The 21,461-nt window shown below is 32.4% G+C and carries 16 protein-coding genes and 1 pseudogene; 12 read left to right on the forward strand and 5 right to left on the reverse strand.

Going from position 1 to position 21,461, the window contains the following annotated elements:
* Position 1 precedes the first annotated feature (1 nt).
* Positions 2-1,060 carry an ACR3 family arsenite efflux transporter gene (gene arsB / locus FLV_RS16765; protein ID WP_243235446.1) on the forward strand — a complete coding sequence of 353 codons (1,059 nt, stop codon included), beginning with the start codon at positions 2-4 and terminating at the stop codon, positions 1,058-1,060.
* A 36-nt stretch (positions 1,061-1,096) separates the two neighbouring features.
* Here the strand turns inward: arsB and FLV_RS16770 are convergent, their stop codons facing one another.
* Positions 1,097-2,467: a TlpA family protein disulfide reductase gene (locus tag FLV_RS16770; protein ID WP_243235447.1), complete on the reverse strand. Its 1,371-nt coding sequence runs from the start codon at positions 2,465-2,467 to the stop codon at positions 1,097-1,099.
* A gap of 288 nt (positions 2,468-2,755) precedes the next feature.
* Here FLV_RS16770 and FLV_RS16775 point away from each other — a divergent pair, with 288 nt between their 5' ends.
* The 3 genes from FLV_RS16775 (at position 2,756) to FLV_RS16785 (ending at position 7,701) form a co-directional block, all read left to right on the forward strand.
* A complete protein-coding gene (locus FLV_RS16775; RefSeq protein WP_243235449.1) occupies positions 2,756-5,284 on the forward strand; it encodes a PIG-L family deacetylase in 2,529 nt (842 codons plus the stop codon).
* A 116-nt stretch (positions 5,285-5,400) separates the two neighbouring features.
* Positions 5,401-7,131 carry a sodium:solute symporter gene (locus tag FLV_RS16780; protein WP_243235456.1) on the forward strand — a complete coding sequence of 577 codons (1,731 nt, stop codon included), beginning with the start codon at positions 5,401-5,403 and terminating at the stop codon, positions 7,129-7,131.
* 21 nt (positions 7,132-7,152) lie between these two features.
* Entirely contained in the window at positions 7,153-7,701 is a 549-nt protein-coding gene (locus tag FLV_RS16785; RefSeq protein WP_243235457.1) for a GNAT family N-acetyltransferase, read from the forward strand.
* 78 nt (positions 7,702-7,779) lie between these two features.
* On the opposite strand, the gene FLV_RS16790 is transcribed toward FLV_RS16785, so the two are convergent.
* Positions 7,780-8,013: a VF530 family DNA-binding protein gene (locus tag FLV_RS16790; RefSeq protein ID WP_243235459.1), complete on the reverse strand. Its 234-nt coding sequence runs from the start codon at positions 8,011-8,013 to the stop codon at positions 7,780-7,782.
* Positions 8,014-8,083: 70 nt separating this feature from the next.
* Between FLV_RS16790 and smpB the strand changes: the two genes are divergently transcribed.
* Both smpB and FLV_RS16800 read left to right on the forward strand, forming a co-directional pair.
* Positions 8,084-8,539, forward strand: a complete 456-nt coding sequence (smpB, locus tag FLV_RS16795; RefSeq protein WP_110345592.1) for an SsrA-binding protein SmpB — start codon at positions 8,084-8,086, stop codon at positions 8,537-8,539.
* Positions 8,540-8,872: 333 nt separating this feature from the next.
* The gene (locus FLV_RS16800; protein WP_317235678.1) at positions 8,873-9,928 is read left to right on the forward strand and encodes a Fic family protein; all 1,056 of its coding nucleotides are present in this window, start codon (positions 8,873-8,875) and stop codon (positions 9,926-9,928) included.
* Between the two features lies 1 nt (position 9,929).
* Here the strand turns inward: FLV_RS16800 and FLV_RS16805 are convergent.
* Positions 9,930-10,778, reverse strand: a pseudogene (locus FLV_RS16805) (NAD(P)H-hydrate dehydratase).
* 282 nt (positions 10,779-11,060) lie between these two features.
* On the opposite strand from FLV_RS16805, the gene gcvT reads away from it, so the two are divergent.
* The 5 genes from gcvT (at position 11,061) to FLV_RS16830 (ending at position 17,616) form a co-directional block, all read left to right on the forward strand.
* Positions 11,061-12,143, forward strand: coding sequence for a glycine cleavage system aminomethyltransferase GcvT (gcvT, locus tag FLV_RS16810; RefSeq protein ID WP_243235461.1), 1,083 nt, complete (start codon positions 11,061-11,063; stop codon positions 12,141-12,143).
* A gap of 148 nt (positions 12,144-12,291) precedes the next feature.
* Positions 12,292-14,322: a S41 family peptidase gene (locus tag FLV_RS16815; RefSeq protein WP_243235462.1), complete on the forward strand. Its 2,031-nt coding sequence runs from the start codon at positions 12,292-12,294 to the stop codon at positions 14,320-14,322.
* Between the two features lie 307 nt (positions 14,323-14,629).
* Positions 14,630-15,343 carry a YebC/PmpR family DNA-binding transcriptional regulator gene (locus tag FLV_RS16820; RefSeq protein WP_026729302.1) on the forward strand — a complete coding sequence of 238 codons (714 nt, stop codon included), beginning with the start codon at positions 14,630-14,632 and terminating at the stop codon, positions 15,341-15,343.
* A 573-nt stretch (positions 15,344-15,916) separates the two neighbouring features.
* The gene (kdsA, locus tag FLV_RS16825; RefSeq protein ID WP_243235463.1) at positions 15,917-16,735 is read left to right on the forward strand and encodes a 3-deoxy-8-phosphooctulonate synthase; all 819 of its coding nucleotides are present in this window, start codon (positions 15,917-15,919) and stop codon (positions 16,733-16,735) included.
* A gap of 17 nt (positions 16,736-16,752) precedes the next feature.
* A complete protein-coding gene (locus tag FLV_RS16830) occupies positions 16,753-17,616 on the forward strand; it encodes a hypothetical protein (RefSeq protein WP_410745978.1) in 864 nt (287 codons plus the stop codon).
* Between the two features lie 64 nt (positions 17,617-17,680).
* Here FLV_RS16830 and FLV_RS16835 read toward each other — a convergent pair whose 3' ends face one another.
* Both FLV_RS16835 and FLV_RS16840 read right to left on the reverse strand, forming a co-directional pair.
* Positions 17,681-18,223 (reverse strand): DUF1697 domain-containing protein, encoded by a 543-nt coding sequence (locus FLV_RS16835; RefSeq protein WP_243235465.1) that lies wholly within the window; start codon positions 18,221-18,223, stop codon positions 17,681-17,683.
* Positions 18,224-18,287: 64 nt separating this feature from the next.
* On the reverse strand, positions 18,288-19,094 hold the full coding sequence (locus tag FLV_RS16840; RefSeq protein WP_243235467.1) for a hypothetical protein: 807 nt from the start codon (positions 19,092-19,094) through the stop codon (positions 18,288-18,290).
* 161 nt (positions 19,095-19,255) lie between these two features.
* Between FLV_RS16840 and recG the strand changes: the two genes are divergently transcribed.
* Positions 19,256-21,364: an ATP-dependent DNA helicase RecG gene (gene recG, locus FLV_RS16845; protein WP_243235473.1), complete on the forward strand. Its 2,109-nt coding sequence runs from the start codon at positions 19,256-19,258 to the stop codon at positions 21,362-21,364.
* Positions 21,365-21,461: the final 97 nt, after the last annotated feature.

Consider the following 21,461-nt stretch of genomic DNA (forward strand, 5'->3'; position numbering starts at 1 on the left):
AATGACTGTAAATCATTGCGCTCCGGCTGAAAGAAAAAGACTGGGTTTTCTGGACAGATTTCTAACCTTATGGATTTTTATCGCCATGATAATTGGCGTCTCTATAGGATATTTTATTCCGTCAAGCGGAAATTTCATCAATTCCTTTTCCAGCGGAACCACCAATATTCCTTTAGCAATTGGACTTATACTTATGATGTATCCACCGTTGGCAAAAGTGAAATACGAGAAGATGGGAGACGTATTTAAAAATACAAAAGTTTTAGGTGCCTCTTTATTTTTAAACTGGATTGTCGGACCAATTCTAATGTTTGTACTGGCTCTTTTGTTTTTAAAAGGATACCCTGAATATATGATTGGATTAATCCTAATTGGTCTCGCCCGCTGTATTGCTATGGTAGTGGTATGGAACGATCTTGCCGATGGAAACCGTGAATATGCCGCAGGATTAATTGCTTTGAACAGTATTTTTCAGGTTTTACTATATAGCGTTTATGCCTATCTTTTTATCACAATTCTGCCACCCTATTTTGGTTACACAGGCTTTAATGTGAATATAAGTATTATACAAATTGCTGAAAGCGTGGGTATTTATTTAGGAATTCCGTTTGCACTTGGCATCATAAGCCGATATGGTTTCATAAAATTTAAAGGAGAAGAATGGTTTCAGAATAAATATATTCCGTTAGTTTCTCCTGTAACTCTGATTGCTTTGCTTTTTACAATTGTAATTATGTTTAGTTTAAAAGGAGAATTAATTGTACAGATTCCGATGGATGTTGTTCGAATTGCGATTCCTTTAGTGATTTATTTTGTTGTTATGTTTGTTATCAGCTTTTTTACCGGAAAGTATTTTGGTGCTGATTATTCGAAAAGTACTGCAATAGCTTTTACAGCCACGGGAAACAACTTTGAACTGGCGATTGCTGTTGCAATAGGTGTTTTCGGAATCAACAGCGGACAGGCTTTTGCAGGTGTTATTGGACCTTTGGTCGAAGTTCCTGCTTTGATTGCCCTTGTAAATGCAGCCTTTTGGTTTAGGAAAAAATATTTTTCATAGAACGAAGCTTAATTTTTTTCTGATAGCGCAGTGAGGCTATTTCTTTGCTAATTTCAACAACTCTAATTTGTTGTTTAAATCATCTCCTCTCAAATCAATATCAATAATTTTTCCATCTGGATCAATTAAATATGTTGTAGGCCATGAATTAACATTGTAGCCTTTATTAATTGTTAATGGATTTTTTTCATCAATATTTTGCCAGGTTACATTTTGATTATTAATGAAGTTTTTAATATCCATTTTTCCTCTAACATCAACTATTCCAATAATTTCAATATCGTTTTGACTGAATTTGTCAAAAACCTCTTTTATTTTTGGGAATTCTTTTATACAAGGAGCGCATGTAGTACTCCAGAAATCAAGAAATACATATTTCCCCTTATATTTTTCTAAAGAAATTTTACTTTGATCAAGAATGTTTATACCGCTTATATTTGGAGCCATCATCCCTACTTGATTTGCTGTTGGGGTTGCTTTATTGTCTAAATCGTTGTGGCTTATTGTCAATTTTATTTTACTAAGATTTTGTGTTATTGGAGAATATTGAATGTAATTGTCATTTATTTTCAAATATTGAGAAGGATTAATAATGTTATTTTTATCAAGTCTGTCAAAGTATGGTTGGTCTTTAGCTAAATAAATAGATTGATTACGATTATTAGATTCCGAAATTATTAAGTAAGAATCATTTCCTAATTGGACTTTTCCATATCGGTATTGAGGAAATTTGAACATTAAAGAAAAATCTTTGCCCCTAAGATTTTGCTCAACTGTTATAAGTTGTTTGTCTTTCTGAATTGATTTACCATCAAAATATTCTATGTCAACATTGACAGCATTGTCGAGGATATCATCTTGTTTGTTTAAATTAGAAAGTAATTTTTTTGGTATATCATCTGAATAGTCATCATTATTATTTGAATCAACTATATATACAATTGATTTGTTAGAAGTATAACCTGCTACAATTGAAATTGTATTTTTTACTTTTTTATCACTTAAATGAATGGTGTCTTTAAGGTTCATTTTATTCTTTTCAGCTTCCTTTATAAAGAAATCTTTACTGTAAATACCTTGTTTATAATTTTGATAACAAAACTGAAAGTCATTTAAAATGAAAAGATATTCTTTTAGATTTGTCAATGAGTCAGGTATGTTTTTCATTTTAGGATAGCCCTTTAGTTCTTCTTCGCTAATCATGTCTCTGGAAGCTATTCCTGAACTACTTATTCCTGCAGGTCCAATTCCTTGTATAACCTTATCAAGTACTACTACTTTAGATGTTGTTTGTATTGAGTTGGTTTTATTTTTTTTATCAATAAAAGCTTGATTGTTTTTTATTTCTTGAGAATAATTATTAATTCCAATCAAGCTACACAGTAATAATAAGGTGCTGTTTCTCATTGTTATTGTTATTTTTAGTTTTATCATACAAATGATATAAAAATATCAGATATTGTTTTTTCTCAAATATATTAAAATATTCTTACAAAAAATGTTTTAAAGAACAAACGTAATTTCATAGCCGTGATGGAAGCGGCATCCTTTTTATTTTTCCTTTAAAAATAAAAAGATACAGCGGACAGCGGGAATAGCTTCTTATTAAAAAATTCAACATTAACATTTCATTTAATTACTGTTCAAAGATTTAATTAGTATTTTTGAAGCTATTTCAAAAATACGATTCACGCTATGCGAAAAACTCAGCTATTTTTATTTTTTTTTGTCACTATTCAAATTTCTTTTGCCCAACAGCCACAAAAACCTAATGCTGTTGAGATTTATAATCAAATTCAAAAACTAAATTTTTTGGGATCTGTCCTATATCTTGCAGCGCATCCTGATGATGAAAATACCCGTTTAATTTCTTATTTATCCAATGAGGTAAATGCCAGAACAGCCTATTTATCATTAACCCGAGGCGATGGCGGACAAAATTTAATTGGCCCACAGTTACGTGAATTACTTGGGGTTATCAGAACTCAGGAGTTAATTGAAGCCCGAAAAATAGATGGAGGAGAACAGTTTTTTTCGCGTGCGAATGATTTTGGTTTTTCTAAAAATCCTGATGAAACTTTAAAAATCTGGGATAAAGATAAAGTCCTTGCCGATGTGGTCTGGACTATCCGAAAATTTCAGCCGGATGTAATTATCAATCGTTTCGACCATCGTTCACCCGGAACTACACATGGGCATCATACTTCATCAGCGATGCTGAGTGTGGAAAGTTTTAATTTGACAAACGATTCAAAAATATATCCTGAACAATTAGAATTTGTAACGCCTTGGCAGGTAAAACGTCAATTTTTTAATCCTTCATGGTGGTTTTATGGAAGTCAGGAAAAATTTGATGCAGCCGACAAATCAAAGTTTACTACACTGCAGACAGGTGTTTATTATGCCGGAACCGGAAAATCAAATCAGGAAATTGCCGCCTTAAGCCGCAGTTGTCATCAATCGCAAGGATTTGGGAGCACCGGAGCCCGCGGAAATGAAACTGAATATCTGGAACTAATTAATGGCGAAAAACCAAAAAACCGTAATGATTTATTCGACGGAATCGATACCTCATGGAATCGTGTAGAAAATGGAAAACCAATTGGCGAACTGATTTCAAAAATTATAGCAGATTATAATTTCACCAATCCATCTGCCAGTATTCCAGATTTGGTAAAAGCGTATTCGATGATTCAGGAATTAGAAGATACTCATTGGAAAACTTTAAAATCGGATGCTATAAAAAACATCATTGCGGCCAGTGCAGGTTTATATCTGGAAGCTGTTGCTGAGGAACAGGAAGCTACCCCCGGAAGCACTATCAAACTAAACATTGAAGCCATTAACAGATGTTCAATTGAAATGCAGTTGACAGGCTTAACTTCGTTTCCTGACAACACCACCACGATTAAAAATAATTTTATCTTAAAAAACAATAACGACCAACGATTAAAACTTGAAATCCAGCTGCCAGATACAATAGAATATACTCAGCCCTATTGGCTGAAAGAAAAAGCCAGCGTAGGAATGTACACGGTTTCTAATCAGGAAATCATTGGAGTTCCGGATATTATCAGAGAAGTAAAAGTTGTTTTTAACATTAAAATTGATGGCGTTGAAATTCCGTTTGAGCGAACTGTTGTTTATAAGTATAACGATGGAGTAAAAGGCGAAATGTATAATTTCCTGGATATTGTACCCGAAGTTACTACTTCGATTCTTGAAAAAGTCTTGATTTTTAAGGATACGAAAAGTAAAATGATTCCTGTAAAAGTTCGTGCAGGTAAAAACGAAATAAAAGGAAATTTACAACTGGAACTTCCAAAAAGCTGGATAGTTTCTCCAAAACAAATTCCGTTTACTCTGGATAAAAAAGGTATGGAACAAACTTTCTATTTTGAAGTGATACCTCCTTCAAACCCTGAAGAAGCTATTGCAAAAAGTGTCGTTATAACCGAAAAAAAAAGTTTTGATAAAGACCAGACTATTCTTGATTTTAACCATATTACAAAACAATTAGTTTTAAAATCAGCCGAGTCAAAATGTATCCGAATTGATTTAAAAACTACCGGAGATGCAATTGGCTACATTATGGGTGCCGGTGACGAAGTTCCCGAAAGTCTGTCTCAAATGGGATACAAAGTTACTATTTTAAACCCCGAGGAAATTACACCTGAAAGGTTAGAATCTTTTAATGTAGTAATGACCGGAATTCGCGCTTACAATACTGTAAATGCTCTTGCTAACAAGCAAGCAATTCTTTTTGATTTTATAAAAAACGGCAAAACCATGATTGTACAATACAATACAAATGGCAAGTTAATTACAGATAAAATTGCTCCTTACCCACTTAAACTTTCAAATGATCGCGTTACTGAGGAAAATGCAAAAATCACTTTTTTAGCACCAAATCATCCTGTTTTAAATACTCCAAACAAAATCAGTACAAAAGATTTTGAAGGCTGGACACAGGAACAAGGTTTATATTATCCTAATCAGTTTGATCCTGCCTTTACACCTATTATTTCTTCACATGATAAAGGTGAATCTCCTAAAAATGGTGCTTTATTAGTCGCTCCTTATGGAAAAGGATTCTATATTTACACAGGTTTAAGCTTTTTTAGAGAACTCCCGGAAGGCGTTCCCGGTGCTTACAGATTACTTTCGAATATTATTTCGCTGAAACAACCAATAGAAGCTCCTAAACAGGAATTAAAGAACTAAAGTAAATGGAAGCCAAAAAACAAAAAAAATGGAAAAAAAGCTACACTTATGTATTAGTAGCTAATGCGGTTTATATCGTTATTTTTTTCTTAATCATGCAATTATATTCATAAATTATGCAATTATTTGATTGGGTCGTACTAATTGTTACTCTTCTGTTTATTGTAGGATACGGATCCTGGAAAACCAAGGGAAGTAAAAATGTTGAAGACTTTATTCTAGGAAATAACGAAACTCCCTGGTACACAGTAGGTCTTTCAGTTATGGCTACACAAGCCAGTGCCATTACTTTTTTATCGACACCCGGACAGGCTTACCATGACGGAATGGGTTTTGTGCAATTTTATTTTGGATTGCCTATTGCAATGATTGTCATTTGCGTAACCTTTATCCCGTTATACCACAAAACCAAGGTTTTTACTGCTTATGAATTTCTTGAAAAACGATTTGATGTAAAGACACGTTCATTGGCCGCCATTCTCTTTTTGGTTCAAAGAGGATTAGGAACCGGATTAACCATTTATGCTCCAGCCATTATCTTATCGGCTTTGTTAGGCTGGAATTTAACTTTGATGAACATTATTATTGGCTTGCTGGTTATAATTTACACTTTTTCGGGAGGAACAAAAGCTGTGAACGTCACCCAAAAACAGCAAATGTTCGTGATTATGTCAGGAATGTTTATCACTTTTTTTCTGATTCTACACTATTTGCCACAAGACATGACTTTTTCAAGTGCTATGCACATCGCTGGTGCCAATGATAAGATGAATATTGTAGATTTCTCTTTTGATCCTGAAGAAAAATATACTTTTTGGAGCGGAATTACAGGTGGTTTTTTCCTGATGCTTGCCTATTTTGGAACAGATCAGTCTCAGGTAGGCCGTTATTTATCGGGAAAATCCGTTAAGGAAAGCCAAATGGGACTAATCATGAACGGATTACTAAAAGTACCAATGCAGTTTTTTATATTACTTACAGGCGTAATGGTTTTTGTTTTTTTTCAATTCAATCCTGTTCCGTTAAACTTTAATCCGAATAATAAAATTGTCATTGAAAAATCACAATATAAAGAGGAATACCATGCTTTAGAGCTAAAACTGAATAAACTTTCTGAAGACAAAAAAGTAATCAATCTTTTATATATTGAACAATTGAATCAGGATTATGACAACCCTATTCTTCGAAAAGAATTAGTAACCTTATCCAATAAAGAAAAAGATTTACGCGACCGTGCAAAAGAAATTATTTCGAAAGCTGACAGCAATAGCGAAACCAATGATAAGGATTATGTGTTTTTTCATTTCATTTTACATTATTTGCCAAAAGGGCTCATTGGATTATTACTGGCTGTAATTATTTCGGCAGCAATGTCATCAACGGCTTCCGGATTAAATGCACTGGCATCGACAACTGCAATTGACATTTATAAACGAAATCTCAAAGAAGAAAAATCTGAAAAGCATTATCTCAATGCTACCAAATTTTTCACCCTTTTTTGGGGAATTGTTGCCATCCTTTTTGCCTGTGTTGGAACTTTATTTGAAAATTTAATTCAATTGGTAAATATTATTGGCTCTATTTTTTACGGTACCGTTTTGGGGATCTTTCTTGTAGGCTTTTATCTGAAGCGCGTTCAGGCAAAACCAATGTTTTACAGTGCGATTATTAGCCAGATAACCATTTTTATCATTTATTATTTTATGATTGCAATTTATCCAAGCGGTCAGGAAAAACTTGGTTATTTATGGTTAAATTTTATTGGAGCAATCCTAACTATTTTATTATCATTGTTTATGCAAATTGCTTTTTTCAGAAGAAATAATCTCGAAGCAAATGAACTATAGCACTTTATAAAAAACTTATTTATGCTGAACTTTAATTTTACTCCTTTTCCGGTTATAGAAACAGAACATTTGATTTTAAGACGAATTACAAATGATGATGTAAATGAAGTTTATAAATTACGATCTAATCCGGAAACAATGAAATATATCCCGAGACCTTTAGTTAAAACTACTGAAGATGCACTCGAACATATTGCAACTATTGAAGAAAAAATTGTTTCCAATACCGGAATAAATTGGGGTATTACTTTAAAAGGTAGCCCAAAAATATTAGGTCTTATTGGATATTACAGAATGCAGCCTGAAAATTATCGTGCTGAAATTGGCTACATGCTACTTCCGGAATTTCATGGAAAAGGAATTATTACTGAAGCCGTAAAACGATTAATTACTTATGGTTTTAATGATTTGAAACTACATTCTATTGAAGCCGTAATTGATCCTGAAAATTTTGCTTCTGAAAAAGTTTTACAAAAATGTGGATTTGTGAAAGAAGCCCATTTGAAAGAATCTGAATTTTACGAAGGGAAGTTTTTTGATAAAGTAATTTATTCTTTATTGAATCTGTAATCCCTTTATTTTTTTCATTATGCCAATTGTCTGTTGGCTTCTTTATGAGGCTAAAACAATAACTTACTGCATGTTAAATTAATTTTCAGGAAATTTAGAAAGTGATTTTAGATACAAATTTTCTACTTTTTTTCTGGCCCAATCCGTTTTTCTTAAAAAAGTCAAACTTGATTTTACGCTAGGATTTTCAGTAAAACATTTTATCTGAATTAATTCACCTAAAGTATCAAAACCATAGTAATCAACTAACTTTTCTACTATTTTTTGAAGTGTAATTCCGTGTAAGGGATCTTTTGATTTTTGGTTTTCCATACTGCAAATTTATATCATTTCTGTAAAAACAATTGCTCTTTCATATATTTGTTGCTAAATTTGTCTTCCTATGTTAAAAACAGTCAATATACTTAATAAAAGAGCCAGGTTTGATTATGAAATAATCGACACCTATACTGCCGGAATTGTTTTGGCAGGAACTGAAATAAAATCTATCCGATTAGGGAAAGCAAATATTACTGAAAGTTTTTGTGAGTTTAGTAATAATGAACTTTTTGCCATTAATACCTATATTGAAGAATACAGTTTTGGAAACCAATTTAATCATAAATCAAGAAGTGAAAGAAAATTACTTCTGAATCGTAAAGAATTAAAAAACCTTCAGAAAAGTGTTCAGGCAAAGGGATTGACTATAGTGCCGTTAAAATTGTTCACGAACGAAAAAGGTCTTGCTAAACTTCAAATTGGTCTTTGTAAAGGAAAGAAAAATTATGACAAACGTGAATCTCTGAAAGAACAGGATACAAAACGCGACTTAGACCGCATAAAAAAAGCATTTAATTAATTTTAGAGCCTGTTTAAAATTTAAACAGAATCTTAGTCGTAGATAAATATTTTTTTCTATCAAAAATCCTTTTAATATAAAGTTCAAAAAAATTAAAACAGACACTCAACCACATCGCTTTTTCATATTTTATAATTAAATTTACTACAATAACATAATTCATAAAAACATAAAAAATATCTGATTTAATCTGTTTTTTTTATGTTTATAGGCTACTGAAGCAATACAGCAATTATAAGCAGTTAAAGAGACTTCGGTAAACATCATACAGGAAAATTTCAAAAAGCAATATTTATAGTATTGCTTTTTTTATCTAAAACATAATGACAAAAAATGTCAAGACAATTAATTTCCTTCGAAATGAAATCACTTCTTAAAAATGGCAGAGAACAAAAAGGCTTAAAAACTCGTGAAGTTGCACAAATATTGGGCATTGATCAGGCTTTAATCAGTAAATTTGAAAGTGGTCTTCGAAAACCCACAAAAGAACAAGTTTCTAAATTAGCAGAACTTTTAGAAATTGATTATGAAACTTTAATCACCGCCTGGCTAAAAGAAAAAATTTTATATGAAATTGAAAACGAAGAATTTGCTTTAAAAGCCCTTGTAGCAGCTCAGGAAGAACTCAAATATCAAAAGTCAGTTTTCAAAATAAAACTATCCGGTGCATTAGATAAAATCCTAAAAGAAATTGATATTTTAAAAACTAAATATGAGGTAATTTCTCAAAACAATTTTTATGAAATTTTGAAAGAATCTGAATTAGATTATACTTTTGAAAGCAATCGGATGGATGGAAATACCATGACGCTCAGGGAAACTGAAATGGTAATTAAAGAAGGTTTAACGATTTCGGGCAAAAGTATGAGGGAGCATCTGGAAGCTGTTAATCATCAGGAAGCGATTCGGTTTATAAAAGATTTACAAAAAAACAACTCATTTAATGAACGGAATCTTTTATCGATACATAATTTAATTTTACGAGGTATAAATCCCGAAAGCGGAAGCTATAGAAAAACAAAAGACACAAACGATCAAAACCATAATATAGTTTCTGAGCCATCATTAATTGCTAAAGAAGTAGAAGATTATTTCATCTGGTATGAAATCAATAAAAACAAACTCCATCCTATAATTTTAGCAGCAGAAATGCATTTTCGTCTTTTAAAAATACACCCATTTATTGATGGAAACGGAAAAACTGCCCGACTGGTGATGAATATGATTTTATTACAAAATGGATATTCAATCGCAAACATAAAAAGCGATAGTGAAAATAAAAAACAATATCACCAATTAGTCGAAAATACTGATTCGGAAGGTTTTATGTTTTTAATTGCTCAGTCAGAAAAAGAGAGCTTAGAAAAATATATAGAAACAATAAAATAGATTAATTTTCAAGAATTAAAAAGGCTTTTCCAAGGTTTTCAATAATATCAGACGCAATAAAAGATTGATAACCGGTTTGTGGCAATGCAATATCTGCCGTCAGTCCATGAAGAAAAACACCTAATTATGCTGCATGACAAGGTTCATAATGCTGCGCCAGTAAACTTGTAATGATTCCGGTTAGTACATCCCCGCTTCCAGCTGTTGCTAAAGCAGCATTGCCTGTCGTATTTTGGTAAACTGAAGTTTGATTAATTATAAAAGTTGGAGCGCCTTTCATTACGACAATTACTTTATAATGCTCTGAAAAAGCGATTGCTTTTTGAAATTTTTCAGATTCTGAATTCCATTTGCCTATCAAACGCTCGAGCTCTTTTGGATGCGGTGTCAAAATTGTTTTTTCAGGAACTAATTCCAGCCACGATTGATTTTCTGACAAGATATTTAAAGCATCGGCATCGAGAACTAAAGGCACTTTATTGATTCTCAAAAATTCAAATAATGCCTTTTGAGTAGCCAGCTCCTGCCCTATTCCCGGTCCTATTCCGATTGCTTGCGGAATTAAAGGCAGATTAATATGTGCTATAAAATTTGTATTTTCATCAGTAACAACCATAACTTCGGGAATGGCTATTTGTAGAATTTGATAACCACATTTTGGTACAAAAGCCGTTACGAGTCCGCAGCCAGATTTTATACAGGCTTTTGATGCTAAAACTGCTGCTCCTATTTTGCCGTAACTTCCGGCAATAATCGCAGCATGCCCCTGAAGTCCTTTGTGCGTCAATGGATTTGCAGGTTTGTAGAATTTTAAAATTTCTTCTTTGGTGATTAGATACGAAGACTTCATCTAAATGTTTTTATATACTAAAATTACATAAAAAATCGAAAAACCGAATCATTTCTTAAAAGCGATCTGCCTTAGCCCTGATTACTTCACAATGTCTTTATTTCTAATTGGAGTTCAGTGAACTTCATTTGCAGCGTTATCCTTTTACTTTTTTCTTTAAAAAGCAAAAGATATAGCGGATAGCAGGAAATAGCTCCTAATTATTGCGAAATTTATAATTTAGGCTATTCAAATTCGATATTTTTTGAATAAATTTGTAGCTCAATTTTATAAAACAATACAATGAAAAATACTGCGCTTACGCACATACATGAAGGTTTAGGAGCAAAAATGCTTCCTTTTGCAGGTTATAATATGCCAATTACGTACGAAGGTGTGAATGCTGAGCACGAAACAGTTCGTAATGGTGTGGGCGTTTTTGACGTTTCGCATATGGGTGAATTTTTGTTAACAGGTCCGAATGCTTTGGCTTTGATTCAGAAAGTAACTTCAAATGATGCTTCGACTTTGACAATTGGAAAAGCACAATATTCTTGTCTTCCTAATAATGAAGGCGGAATCGTAGATGATTTGATTGTTTATAAAATGAAAGAAGAACAATATTTGTTAGTCGTTAATGCTTCGAATATTGAGAAGGACTGGAACTGGATTTCGTCGCACAATGATTTGGGCGTTGAGATGAAAAACCTTTCTGATGATTATTCTTTATTGGCCATTCAGGGGCCAAAAGCGGTTGAAGCTATGCAATCCTTGTCTACGATAGATTTGTCTGCAATTGGATATTACCATTTTGAAGTGGCTGATTTTGCCGGAATCGAACATGTAATAATCTCTGCTACTGGCTACACCGGTTCTGGCGGATTTGAAATTTATTGCAAAAACAGTGAAGCAGAACAGGTTTGGAATAAAGTTTTTGAAGCAGGAGCGGCATACGGAATTAAACCAATTGGTTTGGCTGCCCGTGATACTTTACGTTTAGAAATGGGATTTTGTTTGTACGGAAACGATATTAACGATACAACCTCTCCGTTAGAAGCCGGCTTGGGATGGATAATCAAATTCAGTAAAGAATTTACAAACTCCGAAAGTCTGAAAAAACAAAAAGAAGTAGGTGTTTCTAAAAAACTAGTAGCTTTTGAGATGCAGGAACGCGCTGTACCAAGGCATGATTACGAAATAGTAGATGCTTCAGGAACAGTAATTGGTGTTGTTACATCAGGAACTATGTCGCCTTCTATGGGTAAAGGAATTGGTCTAGGATACGTTACAGCAAATAATAGTGCTGTTGACAGCGATATTTTTATCCGAATCAGAAAAAATGATGTTGCGGCAAAGGTCGTAAAACTGCCTTTTTACAAAAAATAAGTTCAAAACAAAAATATTTAAAAAAATGCATTACTTAATTGTAATGCATTTTTTTTATCTGAATATATCGTTTAGATGTAAGAATATTTTAAAAAATGTAACATTTAATGGAAAATTAAGCGTAAATTTAGTGTAAGATTCCAGAAGTATGAAAAAAGTAGTATTGGCATTTCTGTTAATGACGAACATTCTATTTTCTCAAAATAGTGATAAGACGTGCGAAATACTTACCAAAATAAATACACTTATTCAAAATGAACACATTAGACCAAAACCTGTAGACGATAGTTTATCTGTGTACGTTTTTGACAATCTAATGAATGAATTAGATCCTTCAAGAAATATCTTTTTCAAATCAGAATATGATGAAATGTCTAAACGCTATCGTTTAAATTTAGACGATTTAATATTAAAAGGTGATTGTGGTTTTCTATCTGATATATCAGCTAAATATACAAATGGTCTTTTACGAACTAAAGCCGTTTTAGAGAAAATTCAAGCCGGACCAATTGATTATAGTAAAAAAGATACTATTCGGTTTTATAAAAAAGCATTTACATTTTATCTCAAAAAAGAAGATCTTGAAAAAGTCTGGCTTAAAAAACTGCGCTATCAAATTCTGGATGATATCGCTGAAACAAGTGACAATCTTGACTCTCTTAAATTAAACTTCAAATCGATTGAATTACAATCAAGAGTCATTATTTTATCAAATGAAATCTGCAGAATCAATACGTTATTAGAACGAAAAGACACACAACAGGAAAACCTTTATAACTTTTTTTGTACTTATTTTGATCCTCACACAGCCTACTTTAGTGATGATTCGAAATCCAGTTTTGTAGCATCGCTATCAAAAGAACATTTTTCATTAGGTGTAAGTTTAAAATTAAATGAGAAAAATGAAATCATTATAGAGGGATTAGATCCAAATGGTCCAGCTTTTCAAACGGGACAAATTAAAAAAGGCGACCAAATTGTTTCAATTTCAAATCAAAAAGAGACTTTACAAGTTTCATGCGCTTCGTTAGAATCTGTTTCAACTATGATTTTATCGGAGTCTAATAAAAAAATAACACTTACTTTAAAACGAAATTCAGGCAAAAATTTTGAGGTTTATATCGAAAAGCAAATCATGAAAGATGAGGACAATTCGGTCTACAGTTTCATTATAGGCAAGGACAGTAAAATTGGCTACATAAAAATTCCAAGTTTTTATGCTGATCTCGACGAAAATAACCGCAAAGGCTGTGCCGATGATGTTGCCAGAGAAGTTATAAAACTTGAAAGAGACAACATAAAAGGCCTTGTAATCGATCTGATTAATAACGGAGGCGGCTCTATGGAAGAAGCTATCAGGTTGTCAGGAATGTTTGTTGATTACGGTCCACTTTCTATAGTGATCGATAATAAACAAGGCCAATCCATAATTAATGATCCCTATAAAGGTTTGATTTACAAAGGGCCACTTGTTATTTTAGTAAATAGCAATACCGCTTCTGCCAGTGAATTTTTTGCATCAATTTTACAAGATTACAACCGAGCTTTATTATTAGGCAGTAATACATTAGGAAAGGCTACCATGCAAACTATTGTTCCTCTTGATGAAAATACAACTACCGATTTTTTAAAAATAAGTATCAATAAATTTTATAGGGTTACAGGCAAAAGCCATCAAAATATAGGTGTTACACCAGATGTGGTGCTTCCGGAATTTTATGAGAATGTTTACCAAAAAGAAAGCAATTTTCCAACAGCTATAAAAAACGACAGCATTGTTTCTTTATTAAAATATAAGCCGTATGTCAAGAGAACTCTAATTGACAAAATTGCAAAAAACAGTTCTGCAAGATTGACTGACAATTACTATTTCAAACAGATTAAAGAAATCAATTCAAAAATTGACGGAATGATTAATGTTCCAAAGTCTGAAGTTCCAATGACATTAAGTGCCATTTTTGAACAAAAAATCAATCGAAACAAACTCTGGAAAGAAATTAATACGTTTAGTGATGAAAACAATCCGTTAGACGTTTACAATTCAACCGTAAATCAATTTTTATTGGGAGTTTATCCTGCGGAGAAAACAATAAACCAATATCAAATTGATAATCTCAAAACCAATCCTTACCTAAACGAAGCCGTAAATATTATTAATGAATTTAATGCTTCCAGGTAAATTTCAGATTATCTAAACCTGAACCTATAACTGAATCACATTAGTTTATTTTCAAGCAGAAACATTAGACATTTATTGTCTATATAATAAAGCTTTCCGTTTCAAATAAAGTTCACGAAACTCATTGTAACGAGGTAATTGAGGCTAAAACGAATCATTTTATTCTTTTACAATCATTCGAAAAAATAACCTAATTTGGTTAAAGCTATTTTCTTTACGCTAAAACATAATTTGAAAAAGAATAGGCTTTGATTTTGGAAAAATAAGGAATAACCGTATTTTTGCATCACAAAACTAAAAATTAGAAATGGGAAGAGCGTTCGAATTTAGAAAAGGAAGAAAAATGAAACGTTGGTCAGCAATGGCCAAAACATTTACCAGAATTGGTAAAGATATCGTTATGGCTGTTAAAGAAGGCGGACCAAACCCAGACGCCAATTCGAGATTAAGAGCTGTAATTCAAAATGCAAAAGCAGCCAACATGCCTAAAGACAATGTTGAGCGCGCTATAAAAAACGCAAGTAATAAAGACACTGCCAACTATAAAGAAATTTTGTTTGAAGGATATGCTCCTCATGGAATTGCAATTTTAATTGAAACAGCATCTGATAATAATAACAGAACGGTTGCCAATATTCGTAGTTATTTCAATAAATGTAACGGAACAATGGGAACTCAGGGATCTGTTGAATTCATGTTTGATCATACCTGTAATTTCAGAATTGCAAACAATGGTCTTGATGCTGAAGAATTAGAATTAGAATTAATTGATTTTGGTGCCGAAGAAGTTTTTGAAGACGAAGACGGGATTTTAATCTATGCTCCTTTTGGAAGCTTTGGAGCTTTACAAAAAGAACTTGAAAACAGAGGTCTGGAAATTTTATCTTCAGGTTTTGAGCGTATTCCACAAATCACGAAAGAACTTACTGAAGCCCAAATTGCTGATGTTGAAAAATTGATCGAAAAAATCGAAGAAGATGATGACGTAATGAACGTTTATCACACAATGAAAGAAGAATAATATTTTTCTTTTTTAGAAATAATCAAAAGCTCTGAAAATTCAGGGCTTTTTTTGTTTAAAAATGTTAAATAAAAATAGAACTTATGAAGTTTCAGATTAACTATTATATTTGTAATTATCAAAAGTAATTTAACTTAAAAAAAAAATGAAAAATTCTAAATACACAAAAATTGCGGTAATCGCTTTGGTAATTTTATTCGTTATCATTAGCGTTATTAGCTAAATAAAGAAGAATCTTTACGATTCATTTTGCAAATAAAACTAACGTTGTGCCTTCCGGAATCTGTTTTCTGAAGGCTTTTTTTTTAAATACGAATATTACTAAAGCCTTAGCCCGGTTATTTTATTTTCCTTTTATTTTTACAAGAGTTATGTAAACTTCCTTCTAAATGAAAGTATTTTTTGAGATTTTTTTTCTCAGAGTAACTAATGTAAGCTTACTCTAGAATTCAGAAAAAAGTTGGAAAAAAAATATTGTTATGGGATAGCGGGAATAGCATCTTAAAATAATCCAAAATCTTCATCTGTAAATCGCAAAACCTAACTACCTTTGCACTGTCAAAAAATCATATTATGAACATACAACATATTCCACAAATTAAGCATACTGAAAGCGGGAATTTCTTTTTATTGGCTGGGCCTTGTGCTATTGAAGGAGAAGAAATGGCGCTCAGAATTGCCGAAAAATTAGTTGGTATTACCGACAAACTTCAGATTCCTTATGTATTTAAAGGATCCTTTAAAAAAGCCAATCGTTCCAGAATTGACAGTTTCTCCGGAATTGGTGACGAAAAAGCATTAAAAATTTTACGAAAAGTTTCTGAAACTTTTCATGTTCCAACTGTAACAGACATCCATACTAATGAAGATGCTGATATGGCTGCGCAATATGTTGATGTTTTACAAATTCCTGCCTTTTTAGTACGACAAACTGATTTGGTTGTGGCTGCCGCCAATACAGGAAAAACTGTAAACTTAAAAAAAGGGCAATTTATGAGTCCGGAAAGCATGAAACATGCTGTACAAAAAGTATTAGACTGTAATAATGAAAATGTTATGGTTACAGATCGCGGTACTATGTTTGGTTATCAAGACATGATTGTTGACTATCGAGGAATTCCTACCATGCAGCAATATGCTTCAACAGTTTTGGATGTTACGCACTCTTTGCAGCAACCAAACCAAACTGCCGGTGTTACAGGAGGAAGACCTGATATGATTGAAACCGTTGCCAAAGCGGGTATTGCTGTAGGCGTTGACGGTATTTTTATCGAAACTCATTTTGACCCTGCTAATGCCAAAAGTGATGGAGCCAATATGCTACATTTAGACTATTTTGAAGGTTTAATGACCAAATTGGTAGCTATCAGAAAAACAGTTAATTCATTCTAATTTTTACAATTCAATCATTGAAAAATAAATTTTTATTCTTGCCTTTCTTTTTAATGTGTTTTGCTGTGAACACATTTGCTCAGGATGAAATTGCAATACAAGATAAATATACAGCACACAATAAAGGAAAGTTTTTTGTATCATGGGGCGGCAACAGAGAAAGCTACTCAAAGTCTGATGTAACCTTCAGAGGAAAAGATTATGAATTCACTGTTCACAATATGAGTGCACATGATAAACCAAAAGGCTGGCATGTTGATTATGTTAACCCGGCCCGAATGACTATTCCGCAAACGAATCTGAGACTGGGTTATTTTTTTAGCGATCATTACAGTGTAACGATTGGTGTTGACCACATGAAATATGTCATGACGCAGAATCAAATCGCGAATGTTACAGGAGAAATTAATTTGCCTCTAACTGATGCCGGTTCTGTACACAATGGCGTTTACAATAATGAACCAGTACCTTTTGAGGACGGAACTTTTCTTATGTACGAGCATACTGACGGTCTGAACTATGTAAACACAGAAGTTTCAAGATTTGATGATATTTCAAAATGGTTTAGTCTTCCAAACACAGATAAAGTTCAGATTAATTTAACTGAAGGACTTGGTGCAGGGCTTTTGTATCCTAAAACCAATACAACTCTTTTAGGAAAAGAACGACATGATGATTTTCATGTTTCCGGTTACGGAATTTCGGCAAAAGCAGGAATTAATATTACTTTTTTCAAGCATTTTTATATTCAGGGAGAACTTAAAGGCGGTTACATTAACATGCAGGATATCAAAACTACCGCAAGTAATGATGATAGCGCTTTTCAGGATTTTTTCTTCTTTCAGAGAATTATTGCTTTTGGAGGAATTTTCAGAATTTAAAAAATCATACCACAATAAAAAAAGCAGAATTCAATATTAATTTGGATTCTGCTTTTTTATTGAATTATTCCGAATACATATTTAACAAATTTGTTACCGTATTCCAATTTCTTATGGTTGCTGTGACATTAAGTTTCTTCTCAATATATTTCTGGTCAAATCTCGTCTTTCCGGCTCCAACAGCATATTTAATAAAAATTCTGTTACCATCAATACTTGCTTCATCCGGTTTAAACTGACTGATTTTTAAATCATTAATATTTTCTTTTTTCAAAGCAATTGAAACAAAAGCTACGTAGAGTTTTTTGGTATCAAAATCTTTTTCTTTTAGAAAAGGATTGTTTTTAAAACACAATTCCAGGCCTTCTTTTGTAATAACAATCGTAGGAACTTCATGCCCGAAAACTTTAAAGATTTCCTGTTTAATCATAAACCCTACTTTTGAAGCACTTTCTTCTTCTGTATCAATAAAAACATTTCCGGATTGTAGATAGGTTCTCACGTTTTGAAAACCAATATTTTCTAACATTGTTTTCAAAGTTTCCATTTTCATCATGTTATGACCTGAAACGTTGATTCCTCGTAAAAGTGCTAAGTGGGTTGTCATTATTTTTTCTCTAATTAATTAACAGACTATAAATGTAATTCTAAAAATGCAAAATAGTTTGAAATTAATTACATTCTCTTTCAAATATTAATGAAATATTATCCAAATCATACGATGGTTCATAAGTATAACTTGTAGTATTTAATAGCTTAAAAACATTGTCAGAAAATCCGTAATCACATACCTTTATATTTGAATAATTATTTTTCGAAAACGCTGTAAATAAAGCTCCACTTATAAAAAACTTACCTTTTAATAAATTTTCTGAAGTATCATAACCTGAAAATATATATTCTCTTTTACCTATAACTTCATTGTCAGGAAATGAATACTTAATTTGCTCTACTTTTATTAAATTGCCAGCAGATAGTAAAAATTTCCTATATACTCTGCCATTTAACATTTCCATAATTTCGTTACCATTGTACTCATAAGTGTACAATATTGGTTCAGATTTAAAGGGATAAAAATTAGTTGTTTTTCTATTTATTAATCGGTCATCATCAATTACAAATTCTTTAGTATAAGGCGAAGTAAAATTATGAGAATACTGCACCTTAATAATGTCATTTTCATAAGTAATTAAATCTTCTGCTTCATTTGACATCCTCCAATTAGTCAGATTATTTGAAGTTGGAATTGAAACAAAACTACCTTTTACTTTGCTAATTCTATTTTGGTTATCATATTCGAAATTAATTTTACCTGTGAAATTTGGATCAAACACAGTATTTGATAATACAATATCATCGTAAGTTAAAATAAGTGTTTTCACACTTACAACTTTACAGGTTTTAATAGCTTCATTTTTATCATTTGAACATGAAAACAAAACTGTAGTTAAACAAACTAGTAGAAAAATTTTATTCATCTTATTTTTTATTTTATTTCAAAAATAGGTAATTAAGTACAAAATTTGACAACAATAAGCCCTTTTAAATTTCCTAATTAAAATCTATCTTCGCTTTTGAATTAAATCCTATCATGAAAAACCAAATTCTAAAATCAACAATCTAAACTCTTAAATCCAAAATGTCCAACAATCTCCTCGAAACCCCTATCGAATACCTAAAAGGTGTTGGCCCAAGTCGTGGCCAGCTGCTTCGTAAGGAATTGGGCATCCATAAATACGGAGATTTGGTTAATTTTTTCCCAAACCGATATATTGACAGAACTCGTTATTACAAAATAAACGAATTACAAAATACGGGTTCCGAAGTTCAGATTATTGGTAAAATCATTAATATAAAAACAGTTGAATTTGCTAAAAATAAAAAACGACTAGTTGCCACTTTCGTGGATGATACCGGGCAAATAGACCTGAACTGGTTTCAGGGACACAAATGGATTCGGGAGAGTTTAAAACTCAATGAAGTATGTGTCATTTTTGGAAAATGTTCTTTATACGGAAGCCAGTTTAGTATGGCACACCCTGAGATTGAACTTTTAAGTGATCATGAAAAAAGTCTTCGATCTGCCATGCAGCCAGTTTATCCTTCAACAGAAACGCTCACAAATCGCGGAATTTCAAATCGGACAATAAATAAATTGATGGAACAGCTTTTCATCGAAACGCAAGCTTTATTTACGGAAACTTTTCCTTCTTACTTAGTTGAAGAATTAAAGTTAATTTCAAAAAAAGCGGCATTATTCAATATCCATTTTCCCAAAAGTGCCGATGCTTTGGCAAAAGCTCAATTTCGATTAAAATTTGAAGAATTATTCTTTATTCAACTGCAATTAATAACCAAAAACCTGATTCGGAAACATAAAATAAAAGGACATCCTTTTACAAAAGTGGGCGAATTCTTTAATGAATTTTATCAAAATCATTTGCCTTTTGAGCTCACTAATGCACAAAAAAGAGTGGTTAAAGAAATCCGATCCGATATGGGAAGTAACGCCCAGATGAACCGATTATTACAAGGAGATGTAGGATCAGGAAAAACAATTGTGGCTTTTTTGAGCATGCTTTTGGCAATCGATAATGGCTTTCAGGCTTGCTTGATGGCGCCTACTGAAATTTTAGCCAATCAACATTTTATTGGTTTATCAGAATTAGCTAACACACTAAATATCAATATAAAAATACTAACTGGCTCAACAAAAACTGCAGCTAGAAAAATTATTCATGAAGAACTTGAAAATGGTACTTTACAAATTCTAATTGGAACTCATGCCTTGTTAGAAGACAAAGTAAAATTTCAAAATTTAGGATTAGCCGTAATTGATGAACAACATCGTTTTGGTGTTGAACAACGCTCAAAATTGTGGAAGAAAAATGAAATTCCGCCACACGTTTTGGTGATGACCGCCACTCCTATCCCAAGAACTTTAGCAATGAGTTTATATGGTGATCTGGATATTTCTGTAATTGACGAATTGCCTCCCGGCAGGAAACCAATTCAGACCGTTCACAGATTTGACAGTAATCGACTAAAAGTCTGGAAATTTCTACGCGATGAAATTGCAAAAGGAAGACAAATTTACATTGTTTATCCGTTGATTCAGGAATCAGAGAAAATGGATTTTAAAGATTTAATGGATGGCTACGAAAGTATTTCCCGTGATTTTCCATTACCTCAATATTCAATTTCCATCTTACACGGAAAGATGAAACCTACGGATAAAGATGCTGAAATGAAACGTTTTTCTGAAGGAAAAACCAATATCATGGTTGCAACAACCGTAATTGAAGTTGGTGTAAATGTTCCAAATGCCAGTGTGATGATTATTGAAAGTGCGGAACGTTTTGGCTTATCGCAGCTGCACCAATTGCGGGGCCGAGTTGGACGTGGAGCCGAACAGAGTTATTGCATTTTGATGACAAGCCACAAACTGAGTTCAGACAGTAAAACCCGAATGGAAACAATGGTTCAGACCAATGATGGTTTCGAAATTGCAGAAGTTGACCTTAAACTTCGAGGACCGGGAGATTTAATGGGAACGCAACAAAGCGGTGTATTAAATCTGCAAATTGCAGATATTGTTCGGGATCGTGATATCTTGGCTTTAGCCAGAAACTATGCAATGAAAATCTTAAAGGAAGATCCTCCTTTACAAAAACCTGAACATGCCATTTTAAAAACCATTTTCATCGAACTAACCAAGAAAAAAAGTATCTGGAATTATATTAGTTAGCAATTCATATTAAAATCCGTTTTTAAAACCTTCACATTACTCTTATTTCTAAAAAAACACTTAAAAAATAAAGGTTAATCATTATTTTTAAACAACA

Source organism: Flavobacterium pectinovorum (assembly GCF_022802975.1).
Lineage (GTDB): Bacteria > Bacteroidota > Bacteroidia > Flavobacteriales > Flavobacteriaceae > Flavobacterium > Flavobacterium pectinovorum_B.